We start from the raw sequence: 26,984 nt of genomic DNA on the forward strand, positions 1-26,984 counted from the left end.
TCTCCTCGAGACGACGGTGCGGCGTCATCGTCTCGAGTGCGGCGATCGCTGCCGGTCGGTCGGCTCAGCGCGCCGAGCCGACCGCCTCGGCGGGGATGTCCTCAGGCCGGTATCTCGGCAGCCGGGAGGCGGGCAGTGCCGCGAGGGCGCTGACGCTCGCGAGCAGCAGGAAGCCGAGCCTGAGGGTGCGCAGCCGCTGCTCCTCGTTGAGGGTGACAGCGGCGTCCACCTGCGGGGGTCCTGGCGAGCACCTCTCGCAGGTCGTCGTTGCTGATGAAGTTCGCATTGTCGAGATCGACCTGCTTGACGAGGCTCTCGGGAAGCTCCGGGTGCTGCGCCACGGCGCCGCCGATCCGCATCCCCAGCGTGGTCACCAGCACCGCGCCCATCACGGCGGTGCCGACGGCCGAGGCCAGATTCTGGGTGGTGCCACGGATCGATCCGACATCACCGGCCAGCCGCTTCGGGGCGGCGGCGCCAGCGAGAGCCGGGATGTGATCGGCCACCTCGCCGTCGTCCAGGTCGGCGTAGCGCTCGTGGGCGTCTGTCACCAGCTGGGCGACGCGCGATCGCGGTGGCAGCGTGCCGGTCGACGCCCGCTGCTCGACGTTCTCCGCGTCGTGTTCGAACATGCAGCCTCCGATCAAGACTCCTTGCGACCGAGATTGTATCGGTACCTCGCCGTTGCGGGCGCGTGCCTTGTCGCCGGCGCCCCGGCCGTGCTCACGACTGGACGACCCCGCGCAGCACCGCCTCCACTGCGAAGTCGCGTTCGAGCCGAGGATCCGAGACGTCCTGAGCGGAGGCCGCGGCCAACCGGGGAAACCTCGTCGCCACGGCGTCACCCAGCCATGACGCCGGCGCGGCACCGCGAAGTCCCGATTCGAGCGAGGCATAGGCGCGCACCAGGCTGTCCAGCAGCAGCGCCAGACGCAGCGCGTCGAGACCCTCCTGATCGGCGACCGCACAGAAGAGGGCGTCGATCCAGGCATATGCGTTCGGCTGCGTGGGCATCCTGGTCGGCCTCACCTCACTCAGCCAGGGATGCTCCGCGAAACGATCTCCCAGCAGAGACACCCAGCTGCGGCACCGCTGCTGCCAGTCGTCGCCGGTGATGGCGGGCGGCTCGCCGACCGCGGCATCGAACATCAGCTCCACCAGATTGGCCTTCGAGTCGACGTAGCGGTAGACGGCGGTCGTCGTCATGCCCAGATGCTCGGCGACCCTGCCGAGCGAGACGCCGTCGAGCCCCACCTCGTCGGCGAGGTCGACGGCCGCGGATGCCAGCTGGGACGGCGTCCACCGCGCCCTCGGTCCCCGAGTGGCCGGCACCTCCAGACCCCAGAGCTGTCGGAGTGCTCGATCCTCTTGATTGTGCATACCGTTCACTGTAATCTCCTTATCTGTGAATCCGATTCGCAGATAAGGAACTCATCATGACCACGATCCTCATCACCGGAGCTTCCTCCGGGATAGGCGCCTGCACCGCCGCACGGCTCGCCGCGAACGGGGCGACCGTCTTCGGCGCCGCACGCACCACGAGCGCGATCGCAAGTATCGAGGGTGTCACTCCGGTGGCGCTCGATCTCACCGACGAGGACTCGGTCCGCGGGTCGATCGAGGAGGTGACACGAACGGCGGGGGGCGTCGACGTCCTCATCAACTGCGCCGGCTACGGCGAGTTCGGAACGATCGAGGAGACCGACCTCGCCGATGCGCGTCGCCAGCTCGAGGTGAACGTGCTCGGTGCGATGGGCCTCATCCGGGCCGTGCTCCCCGGCATGCGCGCCGCCGGCCATGGGCGGATCGTGAACGTCTCCTCGCTGGCAGGAGAGTTCGCCGCACCTCTGGGCGGCTGGTACCACGCCTCCAAGTTCGCCCTCGAGGCGCTCTCCGACTCGTTGCGCGGCGAGGTCGCGCAGTTCGGCATCGAGGTGACGCTGGTGCAGCCGAGCTACGTGGCGACCGGATGGCACGAGGAGGCGCTGGGGCGACTGGAACGCGCGTCAGCGCGCGGGCCCTACGCGGCGATGACCGCGTCCATGCGCCGGTACTTCGCGGACCCGAGGCTCGCCCGCCAGTTCTCCAGCCCCGATGATGTGGCCGCTCTGATCGCCAGGGCCGCGACCACCCGGCGGCCGCGCACCCGCTATCGGATCGGCGCCGGTGCCAACCTCGCCGTCGCGCTGGCGAGGATCCTGCCCGCCCGCACCTTCGACGCGATGACCCGCAGACAGTTCAACTACCCGGCTCCGGCCTGAATCGAAGGACCACCATGAATATCGTCATCTCCCTCACTGCCATCATCGCCATCCTCGGCGTCGCCGTCGTCTACGGAGCCGACCTGGTCGCCGCTGTCGTGCTGCGACCGGTCTACGCCGGGGTCGATGAGCGCACTCTCGTGCAGGCCGTCGGCCGCGGACACTACTTCGGGGATCGGCGGATGCCCGTCCCAGGCATCCTGGGAGTGGTCTTCACCGCTCTCACGGCGATCGGCGCCTTCATCGCGGGGATGCCGCTCCCGGGCGCTCTGGCGTCGGCCGCCCTGCTCCTGCTGGTGATCTGGCTCGCGATGTTCGTCCGGATCTCCAAGCCGATCAATGTCCGGCTCAGCGCGGCCGCCATGGCCGACGAGGTGCCGGCCGACGCCCGTGCACTGCAGGATCGCTGGGAGTCGATCATCACCCTGCGGGCCGTGATCCAGGGTCTCGCTGTTCTGCTGCTGTGCCTCGTCCTGGTCCTCGCGTAGCTCTGGTCCGGTGTCCCGCCGAACCCGCGATGGTGCCCTATTGCGCGACCGGAGCGGGGGCGGCGGGTGTCGTGTGCTCGGCCCGGCCCGGGATGACGAGGCAGGCGAGAGCCGCGCCGGCCGTCATGGCGATGACCCACCAGAAGGCGGCGTCGAACCCGCCGGCGGGATGCGCGGGGCTGGCGGCAGTGGTGAGCACGACGGCGACGAGGGCGGTGCCGAAGGCGCCACCGAGCTGTTGGGAGATCCTGGTGATCGCGGAGGCATCGGCCATCTGACTCCTGGTGATGTCGACATAGGCGACGGTCATGATCGGGATGAAGACGACGCCGTTGCCCAGTCCACGGATGAACAGGATGACGCCGAGATACCAGAGACTGGTGCTGACTCCCGCCAGGGCGAAGGGCACCGTGGCCGCGGCCATGACGACCGCGCCCGCGACGGCGATGACACGCGGGCCGAACCGGTCGACCAGCTTGCCGGCCAGGAATCGGGCCAGCAGTGCGCCCGCTCCCTGCGGGATGAGGAGGAACGCCGCGTTGAGGGCGCTGTAGCCGCGCAAGGTCTGGAAGTAGAGCGGGAGCAGGAAGTTCCCGGCGAACAGCGCGGCCCCGATGAGCAGCAGTGCGATCGACGAGGTGCACACCGATCGCACCCCCAGCAGTCGTAGGTCGACGAGTGCGGCGTCGGAGCGGCGAAGGGCCCACCAGACGAATGCGGCCAGCAGTAGGGCGCCGGCGATCACGGGAAGGAGCACGTCGGTGCGGGCGAAACCGCCAGTGTCGTGGGTGTTCGACAGGCCGTAGAGCAGCCCCGCCAGAGCTGGTGCGAGAAGCACGGCGCCGACGACGTCGAGCCGTCCGCGTGGTACTCCTCTGGCCGGCCGGTCGTCGACCAGGAAGAGCATGGCGAGGATCCAGCCGAGAACGCCGAGAGGCACGTTGATGAGGAACAGCCATCGCCAGGACAGCCAGTTGAGGACGATGCCGGCGAGCACGGGGCCGAGGATCGGTCCGAGGGCGGCCGGAAGGCTCATCGTCGCCATCGTTCGTGTCCGCGTGCTCGGATCGACGTTCTGCATGGCGAGTGTCATCATCAGCGGCATCATGATGCCGCCGCCGAACCCCTGAAGGATCCGGAAGGCGATGAGTGCATCGATGTCCCAGGCGCAGGCGCACAGCGCGGAACCCACCACGAAGAGCCCGAGGGCGAACAGCCACAACCGCTTGCCGCCGAAGCGGGCCTGGGCCCAGCTCACGAACGGGATCGCGACCGCGAGGGCGAGCAGATAGCCGGTGCTCACCCACTGGCTGGTGGACACCGAGGTGTGCAGCTCCTGGGTGAGGGTGTGCAGTCCCAGGGTCACGATCGTGGTGTCGAGGATCGAGGTGATGCCGCCGACGATGAGCGCCACGGCGAGTCTTGCGACCGACTGGGGCTGGGCGGATGGAGCCGTCGGAGCCGCGCCCTGTTGTGTGTCAGTCACCACGACCTCCTATAAGAAACTAGAACGTATCCTAAGGTAAGCCGCAGATACAAGAAACGCAAGCGGATCTAATGCGGGTCGAGGCGAAGGTGAGACGATGGCTCCCATGACGGCATCCAGGCGACGTGGCCCCGCGCTCGAAGGGGCCATCCTCGAGGCCGGATGGCAGCAGCTTGTCGAGGCCGGGTACGCAGGTTTCACCTTCGAGGCGGTGGCGAGTCGCGCGAGGACCAGCAAGGCCGTGCTGTACCGACGATGGCACGACAAGGAGGCCCTGCTGCTGGCGGTGCTGGGCCATCAGGGCTTCGGTGTCCCGGTGGAGACGCCGGACACCGGGTCGCTGCGTGAGGATGTGCTCATCGCCCTGCGTGCCATGAACGAGCGGATGGGTGGTATCACCGCGGCACTGTTCAGCACTGTGCTGAGCGCCTACTTCGCCGAGACCCACACCTCGTTCGCGCACCTGCGGGGTGAACTGGTCGGTGATCGTCGTTCGATGATGATCGACATTCTTCAGCGCGCCATGGAGCGCGGCGAAGTCACCGCGCCCCTGCCACCCAGGGTCGTGACGCTGCCGGTGGACCTGGTGCGCCACGAGCTCCTCATGAACCTGAGGCCCGTGCCCGACGAGGTCATCGTGGACATCGTCGACACGGTGTTCCTGCCACTGGCCACTGATCCGCGGAGGTCTGATCCGCGGAGGACTGGACCGTCAGAGGACGGTGAGTCCGGGACCGGCGCGGCCGAGGAGCATGACCGAGCATCTGGGTGACGAGAAGCCTCGGGTCACGGCCACGCCGGCCCCGCCCTGCGCGAGGATGGTGAGGTCGTTGTCAAGGCCGGACGGGGTGGTCGGCTACCCGACGAGTCCGTGTCATCCCAGGTCAGCGGCCAGCGGCTCGTACCACCAGCCGCCGTGCCACGCACCGGGCACCAGCACGACAGCCACCGATGCGGGGGTGTTCATGCCGGATCGCTCCCGGTTGCCGAGGTGGCGGCGACGAGTGGGCGGGGGTCGAAGGTGACTCGGATGCGGGTGATGAGTCCGTTCTCCACGTGACTCCAGTTGGCCGTCGGGATCGGCGGGGTTGTGGCGGTGTGCAGGTCGAACCAGCTCACGGCGTCCTGTCCTTCCACGACGCGAACATGCAGGGTGAGGTCGGTCATGATCGACTCGGCCATGCCTCGCAGGCCCGCGAGACACTCCTCTGCACCCCTGGCGGTGCCGAGCACGCCGTCGAAGGTCACCTCGGGATCCAGGACGGTGCGCAGCCGGTCGAAGTCGCGCTCGCGCCACGCGTCGAAGTAGGTGGTGACGGTGGTGCGGGTGGTCTCGGTGTGTTCCATGGTCGGTTCCGTTCTGTGGTTGGTCGTGTCAGAGGGCGGGGGTCCACGCGCGGGTAGTGACGCCGACGGTGTTCCATGCGTTGATGGCGACCACCAGGGCGATCAGGGCGCCCAGTTCGGAAGGGTTCAGGTGGGCGGCAGCCTCACGCCAGTCCGCATCGGGCACATGCGTCTCAGCGAGCTGCGTCATGGTGTCGGTCAGGGCGAGTGCGGCGCGTTCCCGTGCGGTGAAGAAGGGGGACTCGCGCCACACGGCGACAGCGGCGATTCTTCCGATCGGTTCGCCGACGGAGAGGGCGTCCTGGGTGTGCTGGGCGACGCAGTAGGCGCAGCCGTTCAGCTGTGAGGCGCGCAGCCGCACCAGCTCACGCAGGCCCGGCTCGATGCTGGCGCGATCGAGTTCCTTGCGCGCTGCAGCGTCCAGTGCTTCCAGCGCACGGGAGAACGCTCTGGCGGCGGTGTCGATGTCGAGTCGGGTCAGAATGTCGATCGTGGTCTCGCTGGTCGTCATGGGACGCCGCCTCTCCTGTCGTGGTACGTCAACACTCGCGCCACAAAAGCCATCTGTCCAACACTAGTTAGACATTGGAACTATCATTTTCAGATATGGAACTCCACCAGCTTCGCTACTTCATCGCTGTCGTGGACTCCGGTACCTTCACCGCCGCCGCAGAGGCAGTGCGGATCAGTCAGTCCGGGGTGAGCACCCAGTTGCAGAAGCTCGAACGCGAACTCGGCGTCACCCTCATCGACCGCACCGCCCGGCGGGTGTCCCTCACCCCTGCCGGGGAAAAACTCCTTCCCTACGCGCGTGCTGCGCTCGCCGCGGTCGACGACGTGACCTCGGCGGCGAACGACATTCGAGGGCTGGTCACCGGGTCATTGCGGGTGGCGACCGTCACCGGCCTGAACTGGCCTCCGCTGTTCGACGCCGTGGCTGCTGTCCACACCGAGCACCCCGGCATCGACCTGAGGCTGCACGAAGGCACCTCAGATGCATTGATCGCAGAAGTACGCGGCGGCACCGTCGACGTCGCGATCGCCGCCTGGTCCGGCACAGCACCCGAGGGTGTCCCGAGCGCGGTCGTGTTCGACGACCCCACCGTCGCCATCGTCGGGGCCAGTCACACCTGGGCCGCCAGGAGCTTTGTCCGCCCTGCAGAGATCGCCCGCGCCGAGCTCATCGCTCTGCCCTCCGGGACGGGCGCACGCACCGCCCTCGACGGCCTGCTTGCCCGGGCCGGCATGGAACGAGTCGCACCGCGTTGGGAGGTCTCCTCCCCGGTCGGCGTCCAGATGCTCGCCAGTCGAGGTGTCGGCGTCGGCATCGTCAGTGCCACCACCGCAGAGGGCTGGGACGGGGTGATCGCCGTCCCCATCTCCGACGACCGCGCCCGATCACAGTTGGGCGTCGTCTGGCAACCGCACCCCAACCATGCCGCAGCGGCCTTCCTCGACCGCCTCCTGCCACGCAGTGATCCGCAAGCGCGCTGAGGACTGTGATGGGTTCATCACGCCGACGAATGCCACCGCGCGGAGGCATGAACCTTCCTCAACGACGTATCCACGATGTGCCTGCCCGCTATGGCAGCACAATGTCTCTGACCGCTTTTCGAGTGCAGAGCAGCACACCTGCACCAAGGACCAACAGGCCCATGGTCAGCAACGCTTCTTGCACCGAGAACCTCTGAGCAATTGTGCCGATCACGGGCGCAGCAACGGCAACTGGCAGCACCTGCGCCAAATGAAGCACCGAGCTGAACCGCGACATCTCTCCCTCAGGGGTCAGGAAGATGAACGCCGGGCCCAGGTGACCCGTGAACAGCACCACTCCCGAACCCATGCAGGCCATGACCAGGATTCCCGCCCACACCGTCGGAGTCACCATCAGGGCGAAGCACGAACACGCCGACAACACGACACCGGCCACCATGAGCACCACGGGACGTCTCGCCGGCCCGCGAGCGCTGATGAGAACACTCACGATGAGAGAGCCCGCCGACCAAGCGGTCGACAGCATTCCCAGAGAGCTCGCTCGCCAGTGCCGCGAACGCACCAGAAGAGGCAACGCAAGCGAGTTGACGGTCAACATCCCCGCCGACACAAGAATCAGGGACAGCAGAAGCTCGATCAGACACTTCTCATGTGCGAGGTGTGTGATTCCCTCCAGGACATCTCCGCCGATGTGTCCTCCGGATCCATGTGTCGCTCCAGAAGACCTCGCTGGCCTTATCAGGATGAGCACTGCCAGCACTCCGATGAAACTGACAAGATCAACCCACAGAGCTCCTGCCAGGGACCATCTGGACACAATCACCCCGCCGATGGTCGGAGCAAGGATCCCCACGACCAGTCCTCGAGTATTGGTGATGGAGACTGCACGCGGTACATCCTCAGCGCTGACGAGAAGTCGTGCATACACAGCGGTCGACGGTGTGGCGAATCCATCGATGCTGCCGAGCACCAGTGCGTTGATGAGCAGTAACGGGAGCAATGGGACGTGCAGGTGGAGAAGGATGAGGAATGTCAGGTATTGAAGGATCGAGGCCGACGTCGTCAGCGTCAGCACCAGACGCTGGCCAATACGATCCCCGAGAGCACCGCCCAGAAGCACGAGGACGATGGTCGGCAGCGTCGTGAACGAACTCACCCAGCCCGCCGTTCTGGCCCCCAAACCTGTGGCCGACCAGGAGATCGCCAGTCGACCTACCCCGGTTCCCAGGCCGGAGACCGCGGTCGCGGCCGCCCACCACCAGAAGCCGCTTGGCAGTCTCTCACCGCGGGTCTGCTCAGGCTCCTGCGCGCGTGCTGCCATATGCACTCCTTCGTCGCCTCCCCCGTAGGCCACGTTCCACCCCCGTCGGCCTCTGACCGATGAAACCCCCGATGTCCACGACGCCGGCACCTTGGTCGGGAGCTGGACGTCCCGACCCATCTGGGGTGGATAACGGGACTTGAACCCGCGACCCCCTGGACCACAACCAGGTGCTCTACCGACTGAGCTATATCCACCATCTGCCCGGCTGAATCCGGGCAACTCGGAGAGAATATCGAACCCCCGAGAAGCTTGGCAAATCCGCCGAGCGCCGCTCAGTCGGCGTCCCGACCGGCTCCGGTGATGGCTCCCTGACACTTGGCCGCGACAGCCTTGGCCGTCGCGGCGTCCGGGCCGGGGGCGGGCACCATCAGTGCCTCGCGCCAGTACATCAGCTCCTCGATGGACTCCTCGATGTCGGCCAGGGCACGGTGATTGCCCTGCTTGGCCGGGGTGTGCTTGAAGGCCACCGGGTACCAGCGCCGCGCCAGCTCCTTGATGGAGGAGACGTCGACATTGCGGTAGTGCGTCCAGGCCTCCAGCTCCGGCATGTCCTTGGCCAGGAAGGATCGGTCGGTACCGATGGTGTTGCCGGCCAGGGGAGCCTTGCCCGCCTCGGGCACCCATTCCTTGATGTAGTCCAGCACGATCTTCTGGGCGGCCTCCATCGACATCCCGGAGTCCAGCTCCTTCAACAGCCCGGAGTGAGTGTGCATCCCGCGCACGAAGTCGTTCATGTGCTCCAGCCACTGAGGCTGCGGCTTGATGATGACGTCGACCCCCTCACCCTTGACATTGAGGTCCCCGTCGGTCACCAGGGCCGCGACCTCGATGAGCCCGTCGTGGGCCAGGTCCAGCCCGGTCATCTCACAGTCGATCCACACCAGCATGTTGTTCACGGGCTAACAGCCTACCCACGCCGCGTGCCGGCCGAACGGCGTCATCCTCTAGACTTGCGGGCGCTGGCCCGGTAGCTCAGTGGATAGAGCAGCAGCCTTCTAATCTGTCGCGCGTGGGTTCGACTCCCACCCGGGCCGCCATCGCTGTCCCGCTACAGTGGCTGCATGCCTGAGCCCACGATCACCCGGCGTCCGTGGTGGGTGCGCCTGTTGCGCAGCCCCTGGACGTGGATCGTGCTGGCGATGATCATCCTCTCCGCCGTGCTGCTCTACGGCCAGTACGTGCAGCTGCACGCCGATGTCGAGGTCGAGCAGGACGGCAAGAAGGGCGTCGTGCCAGGCATCACGATGCGATCGTTCAAGCTGGCGGCCCATTACGCCTGGCCGACCGCGGCGGTGTGGTCGCTGCTGTTCATCTGGCTGGACCGGTTCCGCACCCAGCACCTGGCGATGTGGTTCACAGCCTTCGCCTGGGGGGCGGCGGTGGCCACCTCGATCTCGCTGGTGGTCAACACCTGGATGTCCCACATGCTCTCGGTCCAGGGCGGCTACGACCCCAGCGAGGGGGCCGGCCCGGCGATCTACTCGGCGCCCTTCGTCGAGGAGACCTGCAAGGCCACCGTGCTCTTCCTGTTCGCAGTGTTCCTGCGACGGCGTCTCACCTCGATGGTGCAGACCGTGAGTCTGGCGGGGCTGTCGGCAATCGGCTTCGCCTTCGTGGAGAACATCATCTACTACGCCCGCGCCGACAACTACGCGCGCATCACCATTCAGGCCGGGGATCCCACCCGGGCGCTCAAACAGCTCGTCCTGCTGCGCGGCGTCCTCACCTCCTTCGGCCATCCGCTGTTCACCATGATGACTGGCCTGGGACTTGCAATCGGGCTGCGCTCACGCAGCCGGCTGGTGCGCATCCTGGCGCCGGTGACCGGGTTCATGGCCGCGGTGATCGGTCACATGGCCTTCAACGGGATCTCCTCGGTGGTGCCGGAGAGCCAGCTCAAGATCTACTGGTTCGCAGCCCTGGGCCTGGTGGCGATGCTCATCGGCTTCATGGTGATGCGGTTGATCCGGGAGGCGGCGATGGTGCGCAACCGGCTTGCCGACTACGCCGTGATGGGCTGGCTGGAGCCTCGCGACCCGATCGTGATGAGCAGCCTGTTCAAGCGCTGGTGGGTCACCCTGGTGGCGCTGTCCCACGGAGTGCGGACCTGGTGGCGCACCCTGGCCTTCCTGCGCGCGGCCACTGAACTGGCCTATCTTCGCGACGCCGTCACGCGCGGTACCGCCGATGGCACCGAGCCCGAGGAGGTCGCCCTGCTGGACCGGCTGCGAGCTCTGCGCCCGGTGGCGATCACCGAGTCCAAGGGGGCCCGGCTGGTCGCCCCACGGCTGCCCAGATGGTGGCCCCGGCGCGGCGCCGGCGGTCCTGTGCCGAGATTCGCGCCCCCTGTGCACGCATCCCGGGCAGCGGTGTCCTGGGCTCCTCCGCGGCCCTGAGACCGGCTGAGTCGCCGGGGGAGTTGTCCACAGCTGGCGGGTTTTTTGAACGACCTGAAGAAGTTGTCCACAGATTTGCCCAGGAGCGGCAAATCGGCCCCTCGGCCACGAGAAGTGCATGTGAGAGGAAGGAACTCACATGGACGCGAACGTGTCAATCAGCGGAAACCTGGGAACCGATGTCGATGTCGTGAGGAAGGACGGCTGGTGCGGCGGACGTTTCCGTATCGCGCAGACGCCGCGATACCTGCGCGACGGCCAGTGGTCTGATGGTGAGACGACCTGGATGTCCGTCCGGGTCAACGGAAGGCTTGCCGAGAACTGCGAACGATCACTGCGGAAGGGCGACCCCGTGGTGGTCGTGGGGCGACTGCGCACCCAGGCGTGGATCACCGAGGACGGCACTCGTCATGAACAGTTGGTCATCCAGGCCTCCTCGGTCGGCCATGACCTCCAGAGGGGGGTCAGCACCTTCATCCGGCCGGCCCCCAGGCCCGAGGAGGCCCCGATCGCGGAGCCGGGGGAGGTGGTGAGTGCGGTGGTCACCGAACTGCTCACCGACCGCTCGCCAGGTTTCCCGGGCCTCCCGGACGGTTCCGAACGGGTCGAGGAGGACGTCGAGGCCGACGACTTCGACCGGGACGCGTCTGGCTACGGTGAGCTGGACCCCGACGAGCTCGAGGCGCTGGACCTGACCACCGGAGAGATACGGGTGAGTTGAGCCGGAGGTGGCCGGTCCCGTGCAGCCAGCTCGATGTTCTGCGCAGCCGAAGTGTGGTGGTCGGGATTCAGAGTGGCTGGCATACTGGCCTGCGGCCGTCCTGATGCGCGAGCACTGCGCGGGGCCGGGCCCTCAGACCACTGTTCACCCGTCGCTGCGGCGACACCTGCGGCATGCGTCAGCTCGACGCTGCAGACATTCCAACCCCTAGGAGCGCCGATGGCAGAGTTCATCTACACCATGCACAACGTGCGGAAGGCGATCGGCGACAACGTCATTCTGGACGACGTCACCCTCTCCTTCTACCCCGGAGCCAAGATCGGTGTGGTCGGGCCCAACGGGGCCGGCAAGTCCACCATGCTCAAGCTGATGGCGGGCATCGAGAAGCCGAACAATGGGGACGCCACCCTGGCCAAGGGCGCCTCGGTCGGCATCCTGCTCCAGGAGCCGCCGTTGAGTGAGGACAAGACGGTTCTGGAGAACGTCGAGGAGGGGGTCGGCGAGATCAAGGCCAAGCTGAAGCGCTTCGACGAGGTGTCGGCGGCGATGGCTGATCCGGATGCCGACTTCGACGCCCTGATGGCCGAGATGGGGGAGTTGCAGACCGAGCTGGATGCCTCCAACGCGTGGGACATCGATGCCCAGCTGTCCCAGGCGATGGATGCCCTGCAGTGCCCCCCGCCCGACACCCCGGTGTCGGTGCTCTCCGGTGGCGAGCGGCGTCGCGTGGCCATGTGCAAGCTGCTGCTCCAGGCCCCTGATCTGCTACTTCTCGACGAGCCGACGAACCACCTGGACGCCGAATCGGTGAACTGGCTGGAGGGTCACCTGCACAGCTACCCCGGTGCCGTGCTGGCCGTCACCCACGACCGGTACTTCCTCGACAACGTGGCCCAGTGGATCTGCGAGGTCGACCGCGGCAAGCTGCACCCCTACGAGGGCAATTACTCCACCTACCTGGAGACCAAGCGCCAGAGGCTCCAGATCGAGGGCAAGAAGGACGCCAAGCGGGCCAAGATCCTGGAGCGGGAGCTGGAGTGGGCACGCTCCTCCCCGAAGGCCCGCCAGGCCAAGAACCGCGCCCGGCTGGCCCGCTATGAGGAACTGGCTGCCGAGGCCGAGCGCAACCGCAAGATCGACACCGCCGAGATCAACATCCCGGCCGGTCCCAGGCTGGGCAACACGGTGCTGGAGGTGAGCAAGCTCACCAAGGCCTTCGACGACCATGTGCTGTACAAGGACTTGTCCTTCGACCTGCCGCGAGCCGGCATCGTGGGCATCATCGGCCCCAACGGCGTCGGCAAGTCCACCTTGTTCAAGATGATCGTCGGTCAGGAGGAGCCGGACTCGGGAACGCTGCGGGTGGGCGATACCGTGAGCTTCTCCTACGTCGACCAGAACCGGGCCGGCATCGACCCGGACAAGAACCTGTGGCAGGTCGTCTCCGACGGGCTGGACTACATCAAGGTTGCCAACTTCGAGGTGCCGTCGCGGGCATATGTGGCCAGCTTCGGGTTCAAGGGACCCGATCAGCAGAAGCTGGCCGGGGTGCTCTCCGGTGGTGAGCGCAACCGGTTGAACCTGGCGCTGACCCTCAAGCAGGGCGGCAACGTGCTGCTGCTCGACGAGCCGACCAACGACCTCGACGTCGAGACCCTCTCCAGCTTGGAGGACGCCCTGCTGGAGTTCCCCGGCTGTGCGGTGATCACCTCGCACGACCGCTGGTTCCTCGACCGGGTGGCGACCCACATCCTCGCCTGGGAGGGGGAGGACGAGAACGGCGTGCCGAGCTGGTTCTGGTTCGAGGGCAACTACGCCGACTACGAGGCCAACAAGATCGCCCGGCTGGGACTGGAGGCCGCCCGTCCGCACGCCTCCAAGCACCGCAGGCTCACTCGCGGGGAGTGACGCCCAGGCGGGGTCCGCGGAACCCGGTAGCGACTGATTCGGTACCGACTGGTTCGGTACCGACTGGTTCGGTACCGATTGGTTCGTGGGCCGCCATCGTGGGAGTTCCTGAGAGGATCGATGCCTCCCTGCCAGCTGGCAGGGAGGCATCGATCTGTATCCAGGGTTCACCCCGATGCCGGTTCATGGAGAGCACGGGTTCGGGCATCGTGCCGTAACAGCGTCAAACGCTCGTAACAGTGAACTCCTAATCTCGACCTCAACGACGTCGGGAGGCCGCCATGATCATCACGCTCACCGTTCTGGCGGTAATCAGTTGCAGCGCAGTGGTGTGGAGCGCGATCAAGGAGCGCGTCCCGGCGGCCAGCGGTTGGTCTCTTGCGGCAGCGACCGCGGCGACCACGGTCATCGCCATGATGGCCAGTGACATCCCGGCCCGATTCGCGGCGACGGTGATGGCCCTGGGATGCATGGCCGAGTCGGTCTGGACAATGGCCGCATCATCGTGGCAGAGACGCCGCACCGCTCGCACCCTCACCGCACAGTGAGGATCAGTGAGGATCTCGGCGCCGGTGTGAACCGCAGATCCGCCGGGTTTGCAGGTCTACTTTGGCAGGTCGCTTGGCGAAAAAAATCGATCGCTTGATCGAGTGATGACTGGGTACTGTGCAGCCTTTGATGGCCCTTACCCGATGATGGGGACAGGGGGAATCGGCCAGCACGGCGGAACTCTTTCTGGCTGGGTCGCCTGTGCCTCCCGCCGTCGAATACATCCGGTGGTCCGAGTGCATTCGAGCTGACCCAGTGGATGAGTGCTGCCGCAGGAACCGGCACTGCTTGCCCGCGTACGGATCAGCACGGCGTGCCCATGCCGGGATCAGCACCTTGCCCATGCCGGGATCGGCACCTTGCCCACGCCGAGGACCGTTCGAACTGGCCTGTGAGGGTGGGGAGACTGGGAACGGTAAGGCCACACATGCACTCCCAAAGAACTGTCAGTGCCGTCTGGTAACGTTGATTAGTTAGGCTGTTATCGGTCATTTCATGCTTCGACTCATAGACCTTGAAGAAGTGCAGCGAACAGGCCTCCAAGGCCGCGGATTCGTCCGAGAAAGATCTGTTCATTCCTTGCAAAGTGGACGCCGTACACTTATGATTAGTCCATGGAACCAGTATCGGATTTCTGGGCTGCGACCCGGGTGATCTCACAGGCCCTCGACGGCCTGAATCACACCGCGCTCACCGCCATGCCCGATACCGAGAAGGTCCAGGCCATGACCTGTCTGCGGACCCTGGCCCGCAGACTCGAGGCCTGTGCCAGAGTCGCCACCGATGCGGTGTCCACCTCGGCCGCCTGCGACCGGGCCACCGGCCTGATGCTGGCCGACTTCCTGGCACGGGAGGAAGGGCGCTCGGCCAGCGAGGGCCTGGGAGAGGTCCACCGCGCCTCGGCGATGACCGCCGATGACACCGTCCGTGACGCCGCACTGGCCGGGACCATCACCCCAGACCATGCGGTGGCGATCGGCCGCCAGATACGCCGGCTACCGCTGGACGAGATGACCTCCGACCAGAAGAAGGCTGCCGCCGGGCAGTTCATCGATGCCGCCCGTACGAGCGCCCCGGGCCAGTTGTCGCGCCAGACCCTCGGCATCCTGGCGGCAACCGCACCACGGCTCGCACCAGACGCCAAGGACCGCGCCGCCCGCATCGCCGCTGAACGCAGGCAGGCGGTGGCCGAGCGCAGGTTCAGGTGGGGTGAGGACGGGCACGGATCGGTGTGGTTGTCCGCAACACTGCCCCAGGCCGAGGGCCGACAGGTCATCGCCACCTTGCAGGCCTTCACCGAGAAGGGCCGGCAGGCCGAACGCACCGTACTGGAGACCCTGAAAGCCCAGCGCAACCAGGGGACCATCACCACCGCCCGGTACCTGGCGTTACGCCGTGAGGCCGACCAGCAAGGTGCGAGGACCACCGCCCAGCGGATGGCCGACGCCCTGGTCGACGCCACCCATCAATTGGCCGGGATGGATCTGGTCCCGTCAGCCGGCGGTGAACCGCCCCGCATCGTGGTCACCATCGGATACGAGTACCTGCACCGCGCTCTGCAGGGCCTGATCGACGCCGGGACTCTCGAGGGGCAGGTACCTGTCGATGCGGGAACCCTGCGCCGGATGTGCTGCGACGCGCAGATCCTGCCTGTTGTCCTCGGCAGCGATTCCCAGACCCTGGACGTGGGACGCTCCGAGCGTCTGGTCACGCCCGCTTTACGGCGGGCCCTGGAGCACCGTGACGGCGGATGCATCTACCCCGGGTGCACCACCCCGGCTCGCCTGTGCCAGGCACATCACGTGCGCCCGTGGTGGGCCGGGGGAGCCACTCGGCTGGACAACCTGGTTCTGGTGTGTCGGCACCACCACGCCATCGTCGAACCCGACCGGCATCACGACCGTGACCAACCCACGATCGTCTTCGACCCGACCACCGGAACGGCCCAGGTCGTCGAACCCACACGTCTGAAGGCATACCGGGCCCACCACCGTGACCTCCACCTCGACCGCAGAACCAGCAGCCCCGATCCTCGGGAGAACTCCGCCCGCTTCACAGACCAGAGCCGCACCAGACCCGTTGATCCAGACTCGCGGGAGGACTCCGCCCGCACGACAGATCCAACCGGCAACTCGATCACCAACCCACACCCACAGGAGAACTCTGCCCACTCCGCTGATCCAACCGGTACGAGACCCGCTGATCTCGGCCCACCGGAGAACTCTGCCCAACCCACTGATCCAATCGACACGAGACTCGCTGACCCCGGCCCACAGGAGCCCTCCGTCCAACTCGGCCATCTTCGAGACTGTCCGGATCCACGAGACGAGGTCGATGTTTTCGATCATCCGGAGAGTGGCCCCGACGCGCCGACCCACGACCGCGGTCGTCTCCAGGAAGTCCTGCTGTAGTGGGCCGGGGCCGACCGCAACGAGGGCACGGTGGGCCCCATGGTTCCGAGGAGCTCGCGGTCACTCGCAACGAGGGGAGGTCGGCCCCATAGTTCCGAGGAGCTCGCGGTCACTCGCAACGAGGGGAGGTCGGCCCCATGGTTCCGAGGACGCCGCGATCAACCGGAATGGCACGGCCCAGCCCAGCCACCTGTTGGGCCTGCTTCGGCGGGCTGCCGAGGAACCCGAAGCAGGAGCAGCCCGAGAGGCGAGCAGGGGGCACCGGCTGCGAGGCGGACCGTTGGTCGGGTCGGGTACCTGCCTGGTTCAGCTGTGCTGGAGGTGGGAGACGAACCGTTGGTCGGGTCGGGTACCTGGGAGGTGGACGTGGGAGACGAACAGCTCAGCGGATCCGGCACATGTGAGGTTCAGCTGTGCTGGAGGTGTGAGGCGAACAGCTCAGCGAGAGTGATGGCGCGGCGTCCCGTCAGATCCGAGGTCTGGCGTCGGCAGGAGAAGCCGTCGGCCAGGATGATCGCCGAGGGCCCGGCAGCCTCGATGGCCGGCAGCAGATCGTGCTCGAAGACCGCCACCGAGGTCTCGTAGTGGCCCACCTCCACCCCGAAGTTCCCGGCGTAACCGCAGCACCCGCCGACCGTCCTCACCCGTGCCCCCGATGCCTCCAGCAGACGCTGGTCGGGTTCGAAGCCGAGGATCGAGGCGTGGTGGCAGTGCGGCTGGGCGACGACCACATGGCCTGCCAGGCTCGGCGGCTGCCACCCGGCGGCCTCCAGCATCTCAGCCATGGTGTGGACATTCTTGGCGACCACAGCTGTGCGCGGGTCGTCTCCCACCAACTGCAGTGCGTCGGTGCGCCACACCGTGGTGCAGGAGGGTTCCAGGCCGACCACCGGGATCCCGGCCTCGGCCAGCGGAGCCAGCACATCCAGGGCCTTGCGGATCTTCTTGGCAGCCCCGTCCAGCTGACCGGTGGTGATCCACGTCAGTCCGCAGCACACATCGTCGGTGAGCACCTCGGGCTGGTAGCCGGCGTCGGCCAGCACCGCGACCACGGCCGACAGGTCGCAGTCGCCCAGCATGTCGGAGAAGGAGTCCACCCAGATCACCACCCGGCCGTGCCGCACATCCGGCAGCACTGCGGGCCGGCCATGCTCATCGATCTGAGTCCCTGCTCCCGGTTCGGCCGGTCGCTGGGGGACGGACGGCTGCGGGTGGGCGGTGGCACGCCCGCCGTCGACCATCCGGCCGGCCTCGATCGCGGCCGCCGCGGTCGTCGAATGGGCGGCCGGAAGGCTCTTGCGGGCTGGTCCGCCGGGCCGGAAGGTCGGCAACGGGCGGCGCTGGTCGACCCCTGCCACCCAACGTCCCAGATGCTTGATCCCGGGCACCCGAAGGGCCGCATTGGTGATCGAGGCCAGGAAGGGCACCGCCGTCAGGAACCTCTCCCAGCGGGGCAGCCAGCCCATCACGTAATGGGAGCGGGGACGGAATCGGCGGTGGTACTTCTCGAACAGCACCCGGGAGCGGTAGGAGGCCATGTCGATGCCGGTCGGGCAGTCCCGGGCGCACCCCTTGCAGGCCAGGCACAGATCCAACGCCTGGGTCACCTCGGGGGAGTCCCAGCCATGCACCAGGGTCCCGTTGACCATCTCCTGGAGGACCTTCGCCCGGCCACGGGTGGAGTCCTTCTCGTCGTGGCTGGCCTGATAGGAGGGGCACATCACACCGCCGTGCGGAGAGTTCTCGGCGACGCACTTGCCGACCCCTGTGCACTGGTGGACGTCGTGGGCGAACCCCGGATGGCTCAGCGTCAGCGGCGAGTTGCGCGCTTGATAGACCCTGATGTCGGCCTCCACCGGTCTCGGATTGACCAGCACCCCCGGGTTGAGCAGATTGTCGGGATCCAGGATCCCCTTGACCTGGCCGAACAGCGAGATCGCCTCGGGGGAGTACATCGCCGGCAGCAGGGCCGAGCGTGCCCGCCCGTCGCCGTGCTCCCCGGAGGCCGATCCGCCGTGGCGGGCCACCAGGGCGGCGGCGTCGGCGACGAAGGAGCGGTACTGCTCGGGGCCGTCGTCGGCGTCCAGCGGGTAGTCGATGCGGCAGTGCACGCATCCCTCGCCGAAGTGTCCGTAGGGCAGCCCGTGCAGGCCGTGGGCTGCCAGCAGCTCCTCGAAATCGCGTAGATAGGAGCCCAGATCGGCCGGCGGCACGGCGGCGTCCTCCCAGCCGGCCCAGGCCAGTCGCTCCAGGCTGACACCGGCCAGGCCTGCGCCGTCGGAGCGGATCTGCCACAGCGCGGCGGCCTCACCGGGGTCGGTGACCACTCGGGCGTCCAGAGCCCCGGACGCGGCGGTCATCCTCCGGGCGCGATCGGCCACCTCGGTGGGATCGTCGCCTCGCACATCGAGGAACATCCAGCCATCCCCGCGCGGCAGGTCCGGGACCGCATCGGCTCCCTTGGCCCGGGCGACGACGTCGACGATGCGCCGGTCCATCCCCTCGCAGGCCACCGGAGCGAACGGCAGCAGTGCGGTGACGGCGTCGGCCGCCTCGGCCATCGAGGGGTATCCCAGCGCCACCGTGACGCCGACGGGCGGGTCGGCGACCAGCTTGACGGTGGCCCGGGTGACGATTCCCAGCGTCCCCTCGGTGCCGCAGAAGAAGGCCGGGAGGTTGAACCCGTGCTCGGGGGCCAGGTGTTCCATCTGGTAGCCGGAGACCTGCCGGGAGAAGGTGCCGAACTCGGTGCGGATGACACCGAGGTTGGCATCGGCCAGTGCTTTGAGCCGGGCCAGCCGCGGATCGGAGCTGGATCCGGGGGTCACCGTGAGGATGTCGCCGGCGGCGGTGAGCAGATCCAGCGAGACGACGTTGTCGCAGGTGCACCCGTAGCCCAGTGCCCGGGGCCCGCAGGCGTTGTTTCCGATCATCCCGCCGATGGTGCACCGCGTCGAGGTCGACGGGTCGGGTCCGAACCGCAGTCCGTGCGGCCGGCCGGCGTCCTGCAGGGCCGCCTGGATGACGCCGGGATCCACCACCGCGGTGCGTGTCTGGGGATCGAGGCTGTGGATCGTGTGGAGGTGGCGGGCCAGGTCGATGACCAGTCCCTCGCCGATGGCATTTCCGGCGCAGCTGGTGCCCGCTCCGCGGGTGGTGACCGGCAGGCCGACCGTGGCGGCCGCCCGGACCAGGGCGGCAGTCTCCTCCACAGACCTGGGCCGGGCCACCACCTGCGGTACGACCCGGTAGATCGACGCATCACTGGAGTACAGCGCCCGCGCCAGCGTCGAGGAGTCCAGACACTCGGGTGCCCCGGAGTCGATGCTGCCCAGCGCCGAGACGAAGTCGGCCAGCAGATCGGAGTCCGGTGCTGCGGTGGAGTGGTTGTCGACGGTCATGCTCAGAGCGGACATACCGTTCAGTCTGGCACGACGCCGGTGAGCCCCGGCCGGGCTTCCGGGGGCTGGGACCGGGTACCGCCCGCGCGGAGGTCCGCAGTTGCGACGCGATGCCGTGGGCCCAGGACGCCGTCCGATCCCAGGGACGCCGCCCCAGTCAGGAGCCTTCCTCAGGACTGCTCGGCGACAGCGTGCCGGATGGCGCGCAGCACCCTGCCCAGGACGACCAGATCAGCGGCGTCGATGGCATCGATGAACACCTTGCGTACCGCGGTCACATGGTGAGGTGCGGTCTGCACCACCAAGACATAGCCACTGTCGGTGAGATGGGCGATCACCCCTCGCCTGTCGTGGCTGGCGGCGATGCGCTCGACCAGGCCCTGCCTCTCCATCCGGGTGACGGTGTGGGTCAGTCGCGATCGGGAGTGGTGGACCAGCTCGGCCAGGGCCCCCATCCGTAGCCTTCGGCCGGGGGCCTCCGACAGATGGGCCAGGATCTCGTACTCGCCGAGATCCAGGCCGCGGTCTCTCAGGTCGGCGTCCAGGTACTGGTCGAGCCGGCTGGTGGCCTCCAGCCAGTCCCGCCAGATCTGCTGCTGGCCGGCGTCGAGCCACCGGGTGGAGTCTGCGCTGGCCGGGCTCCCGGCGTCGTCTTCGGCCATGGCTGCATGGTAATCGGACGGTGCTGGTCCCTGGCCAGGTCCCCCGCTCGGCGATTGGTCACTGTGTCCAACACCGGTGCGGCTCCGGTTGTCGGGTCCACCCAGCCGGGCCCACCCTAGAGTCGAGGACATCTGTCGGGGCGCGCCGCCGAGCCATCGGTCCGCCCTCCACCAGATGTCCAGGAGAGGTGGCAGGCCGGTGAGTCTTCAGCAGGACCAGGTCGACGCCTCGGCGCCCAACTTCGGCGCGCTGCTCGACCGGCAGGCCGATGCCCATCCGGACCGGGTAGCCCTGCTGGTGCCACGAGGGCCCGACGATCAGCCCAATGAATGGCTCCCGATCACCTTCGCCGAGTTCCGGCGTCAGGCCCATGCGGTCGCCGCCGGGCTCATCGAGCTCGGCCTGGCTCGTGAGCAGCGGGTGGCGATCATGTCGGGGACCCGCACCGAGTGGATCATCGCCGACATGGGGATCTCCTGTGCCGGCGGGGCGACCACCACCATCTACCCCAATACCAACGCCGAGGACACCAGCTACATCCTCACCGACTCCGACTCGCGGATCGTCTTCGTCGAGACCGCCGCCCAGGTCGACAAGATCGTCTCCCGGCCCGAGCTCGACGATCGGATTCGGCGCATCATCACCTTCGACGCCGCGCAGCCGGCCGGCGGTGAGGGATCCAGGGACAGCCCGACCGAGGGCCACGACAGCACCGTCGGCGAATCCCTTGATGACCAGACACCCGGTACCCGCATCGGCACCGTCGACCCGCGGGTGATGACGATGGCCGATCTGGTGGCGGCCGGGCGGCGCCGGCTGTCCGCCGAACCGATGCTGGTGCGTCACACCATCGACTCCATCGCACCCACCGACCTGGCCACCGTGATCTACACCTCCGGCACCACCGGCACCCCGAAGGGCGTCGAGATCGAGCACCGGTCGTGGACCTACATGGGAGCGGCCTGGCAGCACCAGAACTTCCTGGGCCCCGGCGATGTGCACCTGCTGTGGCTGCCGCTGTCCCATGCCTTCGGCAAGTGCCTGCTGGCGATCTGCATCCAGATCGGCATCGCCCAGGCCGTCGAGGGACGCATCCCTCGGCTGGTCCGCTCGATCGGGGAGGTGCGCCCCACCGTGATGTGCGGGGTACCCAGAATCTTCGAGAAGATCCGGGCGGGCGTCATGACAGCGTCACGTCGTGGCCGGATCACCAGCCGGATCTCGCACTGGGCATTCGCGGTGGGCCGCGACTCGCGCCCCTACCGGTTGGCAGGACGCCGGATGCCCGCCGGCCTGGCAGCCCGCTACCGAATGGCCGACCGGCTGGTCTTCTTGACCCTGCGGCGCAAGCTCGGCGGGGTGCGGTTCATGATCTCAGGAGGGGCGAAACTCTCACCCCAGGTCCAGGAGTGGTTCTACTCGGCCGGGATCCCGATCGTGGAGGGATACGGCTCCACCGAGCTGTGCGCGGTGGCCTTCTTCTCCGACCCCTCGACGATTCGCTTCGGAACCGTCGGGCCGGTCTGTCCGGGATGTCAGGCCAGGCTGGCCGACGACGGCGAGGTGCTGGTGAGCGGGCCGATCGTGGCCCGCGGCTACCACAACCTGCCCGAGCAGACCTCGCAGGCCTTCGTCGACGGATGGTTCCACACCGGTGACATCGGAGAGTTCGGTGCCGACGGCTGCCTCCATATCACCGACCGCAAGCGCGACCTGTTCAAGACCTCGGGGGGCAAGTACATCGCCCCCCAGAAGGTGGAGGCGGCGCTGATGGCCAACTGCCCCTATCTGTCCCAGGCCGTCGCGCTGGGGGAGGGCCACAAGTATGCAGTGGCGCTGCTGACCCTGGACCCCGACAAGTTGTCGCTGTGGGGGCGACGTCGTGGCAGGGCAGCGATGAGCTACGCCGAACTGTCCCGGCTGCCCGAACTGCGCTCGACCATCCAGGGCTGCGTGGATCGCGCCAATGCCCACCTGGACCGCTGGGAGACGGTCAAGAGGTTCGCCATCCTCGACCATGACCTCGATGACGAGGAGGGACTGGTGACGACCAGCATGAAGGTGCGGCGAGGTGAGGTCGCCAACCGCTATCGTGACCTGTGGGAGTCCTTGTACGAGGACAACGGAGTTCCCCAGGCATAAGGGTCCCGGGGCCTGAGAGGGCCTGGCCGGTTGTGTCATGTCTGATCGACCCGAGATCAACTCGAGAACAACCCGCAGGAGGGTTCCAGTAATGACGACCGACACGCTGGCGGTTCGTGAGGAGCTGCTGGCCAAGAGCGCCCGCAACCTCGGAGACATGCTTCGGCGACGGGTCGATCAGACCCCGGACCGGATCGCCTTCCTGTACCCGGAGAACAAGCCCAGCGGGCCCGAGAACTGGACCCCGCTCACCTGGTCGCAGGTCCAGGACAAGGCCCACGACATCGCAGCCGGTCTGCTGAAGCTGGGGCTCAAGCCCGAGGAGAGGGTGGCGATCTGCGCCGACACCACCATCTGGTGGATCCTCACCGATCTGGGGATTGGATGCGCCGGAGGGGCCACCACCACCGTCTACGGCAACTCCCAGCCCGAGGACGTGGAGTACATCCTCACCAGCTCCGAGTCGCGGATCTACGTCGCCCAGAACAGCGCCCAGGCCGCCAAGGTGGTCGACACCGAGGGCCTCGATGATCTGGTGAGCCACATCATCCTGATCGACGACGACAGACTCATCCAGGGCGCTCCCGGTTCGCAACGCCGGCTGGTGGCCGAGGACTCGCGGGTGATCGCGCTGTCGGATCTTGCGGAGAGCGGCCACGCTGCGCGCAGGACCGACCCCGGGGCCGTCCAGCGGGTCATCGACGCCACCGGACCCGACAACCTGGCCACCCTGATCTTCACCTCGGGGACCACCGGCAAACCCAAGGGGGTGGAGCTGACCCACCGTTCCTGGACCTACATGGGCGTGGCGATGGAGTCCTGGGATCCGCTGGAGCCCGGGGATCTGCAGTATCTGTGGCTGCCGTTGGCCCACGTCTTCGGCAAGTGCCTGATCGCGGTGCAGATGACGATCGGCTTCGCCTCGGCCGTCGACGGCCGGGTCGACCGGATCGTGACCGGGATGGGAGAGGTGCATCCCACCTTCATGTGCGGGGTGCCGCGAATCTTCGAGAAGGTGCGGGCGAAGGTCATCACCACCCACGGTGTGGCCCGCAGGATCTCGGCCTGGGCCTTCAACGTCGGCTCGCAGACCGCCCCCTACCGGCTGGAGGGCAGGCCGATCCCCAGGATGCTGGCCGCCAAGCAGCTGCTCGCCGAGAAGCTGGTCTTCTCGAAACTGAAGAAGACGATGGGCGGGCGGATCCGGATGATGGTCTGCGGCGGGGCGAAGCTGTCCCCCCAGGTCCAGCGCTGGTTCTTCGCCGCCGGGATCCCGGTGGTCGAGGGCTACGGCGCCACCGAGACCAGCGCCATCGCCTTCTTCAACGTCCCGAAGGAGGGCCGGTTCGGCCCCCGGTTCGGCACCGTCGGGCCGGTCTGCCCAGGGTGCGAGGCCAAGCTGGCGGACGACGGTGAGGTGATGGTGCGCGGGCCCATCATCGCCCGCGGCTACCACGAGATGCCCGAGCAGACCGCCGAGACCTTCGCCGACGGCTGGTACCACACCGGCGACATCGGCCACTTCGACGAGATGGACTACCTGGTCGTCACCGAGCGCAAGCGCGATCTCATCAAGACCTCGGGAGGCAAGTACATCGCCCCCCAGAAGGTGGAGACCACCCTGATGGCCAACTGCCCCTATCTCGCCCAGGCAGTGGTGCTGGGGGAGGGTCACAAGTACGCGGTGGCGCTGCTCACGCTGGATCGTGAGGCGCTCATGAAATGGGGCGAGAACCACGGTCACGCCGGGGAGACCTACGAGCAGCTGACCCAGCTCCCCGAGATCCGCAAGTCCATCCAGCGCTACGTCGACCGGGCCAATGAGCGGCTGGACCGTTGGGAGACCGTCAAACGGTTCACCATCCTCGATCATGAGCTGGACGACCAGCACGGCATGGTCACAGAGAGCCAGAAGGTCCGCCGCGACCAGGTGCGCAACGGCTACAAGGCCGAGATCGAGGCCCTCTATGCCGATGAACAGACCGCATCGCGTCAGGACAGCCCCCGTTGAGCGAGCGGGGCCTGCCCTCCGGGCCGGTCACTGTCCAGCTGCCGCTGCGCTGGTCGGACATGGACTTCCAGGGCCATGTCAACAACGTCGCCATCTCCAACCTGGTCCAGGAGGCGCGAACCCAGGCACTGACCGGCACTCCGGTCGAGGAGTTGTTCGGCACCGGCGTCGTGGTGGTCACCCAGGATGTCGAGTTCCTGGCGCCGTTCACCGTCGACGGGCATCCGCTGGATGTCGAGGTGTGGTGCTCCAGACTGGGGATCGCCCGGGTGCTGCTGGAGTACCGGGCTCGCCATCACGGCGTCGATGTCGCGCGGGCTCGTGGCTGGGTGTGCCCCTTCGACTTCGAGAACTCCCGACCGGCGCGCCTGAGACCGGCCGAGCATGCCACCTTCGAGGCGATGGCGGCCGCACCCACCCAGTGGGTCGACCTGGAGCTGCGTGACGTCGGCGAGACCGGCGATGTCGTCGATGTCCTGGTTCGCTGGTCGGACGTCGACCGCTACGGCCACGTCAACAATGTGTCCCTGGCCGACTACCTGCAGGAGGCCAGGATCGAGGCCACCACCAGCTGGACGCCGGCGATGCGGCGGGCCGGGGAACGCAACTGGGTGGTCGCCCGTCAGGACATCGCCTACCGCCGCCAGGTGCACCCGGAGATCGGGCACTGTCAGGTGCACACCGCGCTCACTCGGGTGGGGCGCACCTCGGTGACCCTGGCCGCGGCCATCCCCACCGATGAGGGCACCGCGGTGGAGGCGGCCACCGTGCTGGTCTGCGTCGACCGGGTCAGCGGTTCGGCCGTGCCGATCGACGACACCATCCGCAGTGTCCTGGAGACACACCTGGCCGGCTGACCCCGGCCCTCCGGCCCTCAGCAGAGCCGGAGGGTCCCGTCAGGGATCGGCGTCGGTCAGCCCCTGACCTCGGAGCCGTCACCGCTCCACAGCACATGCCATGGGCCCTCGTCGTCGATGCGCTGGTAGGTGTGAGCGCCGAACAGGTCGCGCAGCCCCTGGGTGAGGGCCGCGTTGAGCCGCGGTGCGCGCACCTGGTCGTAGTAGCTCAGGGCGGCGGCGAACCCGGGCACCGGAACCCCGGCCTCGGCGGCCCTGGCGACCACCCGCCGCCAAGCGCCCTGCGAGTCGGCCAGCTCGGCCTTCACCGAGGGTGCCTCGAGCAGTGTGGTGAGGTCATGGGCGGCGTACTCGTCGTGGATGCGCTGCAGCAGTCGCGCCCGGATGATGCAGCCGTCGCGCCAGATCGAGGCGACCTTGGCCATGTCGACATCCCAGCCGTACTCGGCGGCCGCGGTGCGGATCTCGTCGAGGCCCTGGGAGTAGGCGACGACCTTGGAGCTCCACAGCGCGGCCCGCACGTCGTCGAGGAAGCTCTGCCGGTCATCGACCGAGATGCTCCCGTCGGGGCCCTCCAGGGCCTGTTGGCCGGCGGCGCGCAGCGCAGCTGCGCTGGAGACCGCCCGGGAGAAGACCGCCTCACCGATGGTGGAGACGTCGACCCCCAGGTCCAGGGCGGACTGCACGGTCCAGGTGCCGGTGCCCTTCATCCCGGCGGCGTCGACGATGACGTCGATCAGGTCGCGTGAGGAGTCCCGGGGATCCTTGGTGGCCAGCACCCGGGAGGTGATCTCGATGAGGTAGGAGTCGAGGTCGCCGGTGTTCCAGCTGGCGAAGACCTCGGCGGCCTCGGCATTGGTCAGCCCGACGCCGCGCAGCAGGGCGTGGGCCTCGCCGATGAACTGCATGTCGGCGTACTCGATGCCGTTGTGAACCATCTTGACGAAGTGACCGGCGCCATCGGTGCCCATCCATGCGCAGCACGGCTCGCCGTCGACATGGGCCGAGATCTTCTCCAGCACCGGGCCGATGGCCTGGTAGGACTCCTTGGATCCGCCGGGCATGATCGAGGGTCCCTCCAGGGCCCCGACCTCGCCGCCGGAGATACCGGTGCCGACGTAGTGGATGCCGGTCGGGCGCAGCGCGGCCTCACGGCGTCTGGTGTCCTTGAAGAAGGAGTTTCCACCATCGACCAGGATGTCGCCGGGCTCCAGCAGCGGTACCACCTCGTCGATCACCGCGTCGGTCGGCCCGCCGGCCTTGACCATCATGACGATCCGGCGCGGGCGGCTCAGCGAGGCCACGAAGTCCGACAGCTGGTGGAAGGGAAGGAAGGTGCCCTCGTGACCGTGGTCGGCGATGACCCGGTCGGTGCGGGCATCGGTGCGGTTGTACAGCGCGACCCGGAATCCCTTGTGCGCCATGTTGCGCGCCAGGTTGGATCCCATCACGGCCATCCCGATGACTCCCACGTCGGCCTGTGCGGCCTGTGTGCTGGTCTGCGACATCTATTCCTCCTGAGAGA

The 26,984-nt window shown here is 67.6% G+C and carries 22 protein-coding genes and 2 tRNA genes; 13 read left to right on the forward strand and 11 right to left on the reverse strand.

Annotation, left to right across the window (positions count from 1 at the left end):
* Window positions 1–101: 101 nt before the first annotated feature.
* Both G554_RS16355 and G554_RS16360 read right to left on the reverse strand, forming a co-directional pair.
* Window positions 102–632: a hypothetical protein gene (locus G554_RS16355; protein WP_051233109.1), complete on the reverse strand. Its 531-nt coding sequence runs from the start codon at window positions 630–632 to the stop codon at window positions 102–104.
* Between the two features lie 91 nt (window positions 633–723).
* A complete protein-coding gene (locus tag G554_RS16360; RefSeq protein WP_154654286.1) occupies window positions 724–1,380 on the reverse strand; it encodes a TetR/AcrR family transcriptional regulator in 657 nt (218 codons plus the stop codon).
* 56 nt (window positions 1,381–1,436) lie between these two features.
* Between G554_RS16360 and G554_RS0112965 the strand changes: the two genes are divergently transcribed.
* Both G554_RS0112965 and G554_RS0112970 read left to right on the forward strand, forming a co-directional pair.
* Window positions 1,437–2,261, forward strand: a complete 825-nt coding sequence (locus G554_RS0112965) for an SDR family NAD(P)-dependent oxidoreductase (RefSeq protein WP_027588233.1) — start codon at window positions 1,437–1,439, stop codon at window positions 2,259–2,261.
* 14 nt (window positions 2,262–2,275) lie between these two features.
* Window positions 2,276–2,749: a DUF1772 domain-containing protein gene (locus tag G554_RS0112970; protein ID WP_027588234.1), complete on the forward strand. Its 474-nt coding sequence runs from the start codon at window positions 2,276–2,278 to the stop codon at window positions 2,747–2,749.
* Between the two features lie 37 nt (window positions 2,750–2,786).
* Here the strand turns inward: G554_RS0112970 and G554_RS16365 are convergent, their stop codons facing one another.
* Window positions 2,787–4,235: an MDR family MFS transporter gene (locus tag G554_RS16365; protein WP_051233113.1), complete on the reverse strand. Its 1,449-nt coding sequence runs from the start codon at window positions 4,233–4,235 to the stop codon at window positions 2,787–2,789.
* Window positions 4,236–4,332: 97 nt separating this feature from the next.
* On the opposite strand from G554_RS16365, the gene G554_RS16370 reads away from it, so the two are divergent.
* The gene (locus G554_RS16370; RefSeq protein ID WP_211220481.1) at window positions 4,333–5,007 is read left to right on the forward strand and encodes a TetR/AcrR family transcriptional regulator; all 675 of its coding nucleotides are present in this window, start codon (window positions 4,333–4,335) and stop codon (window positions 5,005–5,007) included.
* A gap of 191 nt (window positions 5,008–5,198) precedes the next feature.
* On the opposite strand, the gene G554_RS0112990 is transcribed toward G554_RS16370, so the two are convergent.
* Window positions 5,199–5,582, reverse strand: a complete 384-nt coding sequence (locus G554_RS0112990; protein WP_027588235.1) for a nuclear transport factor 2 family protein — start codon at window positions 5,580–5,582, stop codon at window positions 5,199–5,201.
* A gap of 28 nt (window positions 5,583–5,610) precedes the next feature.
* Complete coding sequence (locus G554_RS0112995) at window positions 5,611–6,093, reverse strand: carboxymuconolactone decarboxylase family protein (protein WP_027588236.1); 483 nt, start codon at window positions 6,091–6,093, stop codon at window positions 5,611–5,613.
* Between the two features lie 95 nt (window positions 6,094–6,188).
* On the opposite strand from G554_RS0112995, the gene G554_RS0113000 reads away from it, so the two are divergent.
* Window positions 6,189–7,076, forward strand: coding sequence for a LysR family transcriptional regulator (locus G554_RS0113000; protein WP_027588237.1), 888 nt, complete (start codon window positions 6,189–6,191; stop codon window positions 7,074–7,076).
* An 88-nt stretch (window positions 7,077–7,164) separates the two neighbouring features.
* Here the strand turns inward: G554_RS0113000 and G554_RS0113005 are convergent, their stop codons facing one another.
* From G554_RS0113005 to orn, 3 genes are all read right to left on the reverse strand, one after another.
* Window positions 7,165–8,397, reverse strand: a complete 1,233-nt coding sequence (locus G554_RS0113005; protein ID WP_027588238.1) for an MFS transporter — start codon at window positions 8,395–8,397, stop codon at window positions 7,165–7,167.
* Between the two features lie 121 nt (window positions 8,398–8,518).
* Window positions 8,519–8,594, reverse strand: a tRNA-His gene (locus G554_RS0113010).
* A gap of 78 nt (window positions 8,595–8,672) precedes the next feature.
* Window positions 8,673–9,287, reverse strand: coding sequence for an oligoribonuclease (gene orn / locus G554_RS0113015; RefSeq protein ID WP_027588239.1), 615 nt, complete (start codon window positions 9,285–9,287; stop codon window positions 8,673–8,675).
* Between the two features lie 74 nt (window positions 9,288–9,361).
* Here orn and G554_RS0113020 point away from each other — a divergent pair.
* From G554_RS0113020 to G554_RS16880, 6 genes are all read left to right on the forward strand, one after another.
* Window positions 9,362–9,437: transfer RNA gene (locus tag G554_RS0113020), tRNA-Arg, on the forward strand.
* Between the two features lie 24 nt (window positions 9,438–9,461).
* Window positions 9,462–10,796 (forward strand): PrsW family intramembrane metalloprotease, encoded by a 1,335-nt coding sequence (locus tag G554_RS16375; protein WP_051233115.1) that lies wholly within the window; start codon window positions 9,462–9,464, stop codon window positions 10,794–10,796.
* Between the two features lie 139 nt (window positions 10,797–10,935).
* Window positions 10,936–11,517, forward strand: coding sequence for a single-stranded DNA-binding protein (locus G554_RS16380; protein ID WP_084648547.1), 582 nt, complete (start codon window positions 10,936–10,938; stop codon window positions 11,515–11,517).
* Between the two features lie 219 nt (window positions 11,518–11,736).
* Window positions 11,737–13,425, forward strand: a complete 1,689-nt coding sequence (ettA, locus tag G554_RS0113035; protein ID WP_027588240.1) for an energy-dependent translational throttle protein EttA — start codon at window positions 11,737–11,739, stop codon at window positions 13,423–13,425.
* Between the two features lie 281 nt (window positions 13,426–13,706).
* Window positions 13,707–13,973: a hypothetical protein gene (locus G554_RS17765; RefSeq protein ID WP_154654287.1), complete on the forward strand. Its 267-nt coding sequence runs from the start codon at window positions 13,707–13,709 to the stop codon at window positions 13,971–13,973.
* Window positions 13,974–14,588: 615 nt separating this feature from the next.
* A complete protein-coding gene (locus tag G554_RS16880; RefSeq protein WP_051233118.1) occupies window positions 14,589–16,385 on the forward strand; it encodes an HNH endonuclease signature motif containing protein in 1,797 nt (598 codons plus the stop codon).
* Between the two features lie 407 nt (window positions 16,386–16,792).
* Here G554_RS16880 and G554_RS0113050 read toward each other — a convergent pair whose 3' ends face one another.
* Together G554_RS0113050 and G554_RS0113055 are read right to left on the reverse strand one after the other, a co-directional pair.
* Complete coding sequence (locus tag G554_RS0113050; RefSeq protein WP_245570061.1) at window positions 16,793–19,801, reverse strand: FAD-binding and (Fe-S)-binding domain-containing protein; 3,009 nt, start codon at window positions 19,799–19,801, stop codon at window positions 16,793–16,795.
* Between the two features lie 155 nt (window positions 19,802–19,956).
* Window positions 19,957–20,448 carry a MarR family winged helix-turn-helix transcriptional regulator gene (locus G554_RS0113055; protein WP_027588244.1) on the reverse strand — a complete coding sequence of 164 codons (492 nt, stop codon included), beginning with the start codon at window positions 20,446–20,448 and terminating at the stop codon, window positions 19,957–19,959.
* A 199-nt stretch (window positions 20,449–20,647) separates the two neighbouring features.
* Between G554_RS0113055 and G554_RS0113060 the strand changes: the two genes are divergently transcribed.
* From G554_RS0113060 to G554_RS0113070, 3 genes are all read left to right on the forward strand, one after another.
* Window positions 20,648–22,591: an AMP-dependent synthetase/ligase gene (locus G554_RS0113060; RefSeq protein ID WP_245570062.1), complete on the forward strand. Its 1,944-nt coding sequence runs from the start codon at window positions 20,648–20,650 to the stop codon at window positions 22,589–22,591.
* A 91-nt stretch (window positions 22,592–22,682) separates the two neighbouring features.
* Complete coding sequence (locus tag G554_RS0113065; protein ID WP_036925772.1) at window positions 22,683–24,602, forward strand: AMP-dependent synthetase/ligase; 1,920 nt, start codon at window positions 22,683–22,685, stop codon at window positions 24,600–24,602.
* Window positions 24,603–24,661: 59 nt separating this feature from the next.
* On the forward strand, window positions 24,662–25,459 hold the full coding sequence (locus tag G554_RS0113070) for an acyl-CoA thioesterase (RefSeq protein ID WP_051233172.1): 798 nt from the start codon (window positions 24,662–24,664) through the stop codon (window positions 25,457–25,459).
* A gap of 56 nt (window positions 25,460–25,515) precedes the next feature.
* On the opposite strand, the gene gndA is transcribed toward G554_RS0113070, so the two are convergent.
* On the reverse strand, window positions 25,516–26,967 hold the full coding sequence (gndA, locus tag G554_RS0113075; protein ID WP_027588248.1) for an NADP-dependent phosphogluconate dehydrogenase: 1,452 nt from the start codon (window positions 26,965–26,967) through the stop codon (window positions 25,516–25,518).
* Between the last annotated feature and the right edge of the window lie 17 nt (window positions 26,968–26,984).

The organism is Acidipropionibacterium thoenii DSM 20276, from assembly GCF_000423445.1.
GTDB lineage: Bacteria > Actinomycetota > Actinomycetes > Propionibacteriales > Propionibacteriaceae > Acidipropionibacterium > Acidipropionibacterium thoenii.

Coding starts and splice junctions, on each gene's coding strand:
- G554_RS16380 (WP_084648547.1), top strand. CDS start 10,936: ATGGACGCGAACGTGTCAATCAGCGGAAACCTGGGAACCGATGTCGAT.
- G554_RS0113070 (WP_051233172.1), top strand. CDS start 24,662: ATGGACTTCCAGGGCCATGTCAACAACGTCGCCATCTCCAACCTGGTC.
- ettA (WP_027588240.1), top strand. CDS start 11,737: ATGGCAGAGTTCATCTACACCATGCACAACGTGCGGAAGGCGATCGGC.
- G554_RS16355 (WP_051233109.1), bottom strand. CDS start 632: ATGTTCGAACACGACGCGGAGAACGTCGAGCAGCGGGCGTCGACCGGC.
- G554_RS0113065 (WP_036925772.1), top strand. CDS start 22,683: ATGACGACCGACACGCTGGCGGTTCGTGAGGAGCTGCTGGCCAAGAGC.
- G554_RS0113005 (WP_027588238.1), bottom strand. CDS start 8,397: ATGGCAGCACGCGCGCAGGAGCCTGAGCAGACCCGCGGTGAGAGACTG.
- G554_RS0113000 (WP_027588237.1), top strand. CDS start 6,189: ATGGAACTCCACCAGCTTCGCTACTTCATCGCTGTCGTGGACTCCGGT.
- gndA (WP_027588248.1), bottom strand. CDS start 26,967: ATGTCGCAGACCAGCACACAGGCCGCACAGGCCGACGTGGGAGTCATC.
- G554_RS16360 (WP_154654286.1), bottom strand. CDS start 1,380: ATGCACAATCAAGAGGATCGAGCACTCCGACAGCTCTGGGGTCTGGAG.
- G554_RS17765 (WP_154654287.1), top strand. CDS start 13,707: ATGATCATCACGCTCACCGTTCTGGCGGTAATCAGTTGCAGCGCAGTG.
- G554_RS16880 (WP_051233118.1), top strand. CDS start 14,589: ATGGAACCAGTATCGGATTTCTGGGCTGCGACCCGGGTGATCTCACAG.
- G554_RS0113050 (WP_245570061.1), bottom strand. CDS start 19,801: ATGTCCGCTCTGAGCATGACCGTCGACAACCACTCCACCGCAGCACCG.
- G554_RS0112990 (WP_027588235.1), bottom strand. CDS start 5,582: ATGGAACACACCGAGACCACCCGCACCACCGTCACCACCTACTTCGAC.
- G554_RS0113055 (WP_027588244.1), bottom strand. CDS start 20,448: ATGGCCGAAGACGACGCCGGGAGCCCGGCCAGCGCAGACTCCACCCGG.
- G554_RS16375 (WP_051233115.1), top strand. CDS start 9,462: ATGCCTGAGCCCACGATCACCCGGCGTCCGTGGTGGGTGCGCCTGTTG.
- G554_RS0112995 (WP_027588236.1), bottom strand. CDS start 6,093: ATGACGACCAGCGAGACCACGATCGACATTCTGACCCGACTCGACATC.
- G554_RS0112970 (WP_027588234.1), top strand. CDS start 2,276: ATGAATATCGTCATCTCCCTCACTGCCATCATCGCCATCCTCGGCGTC.
- G554_RS16370 (WP_211220481.1), top strand. CDS start 4,333: ATGGCTCCCATGACGGCATCCAGGCGACGTGGCCCCGCGCTCGAAGGG.
- G554_RS0112965 (WP_027588233.1), top strand. CDS start 1,437: ATGACCACGATCCTCATCACCGGAGCTTCCTCCGGGATAGGCGCCTGC.
- orn (WP_027588239.1), bottom strand. CDS start 9,287: ATGCTGGTGTGGATCGACTGTGAGATGACCGGGCTGGACCTGGCCCAC.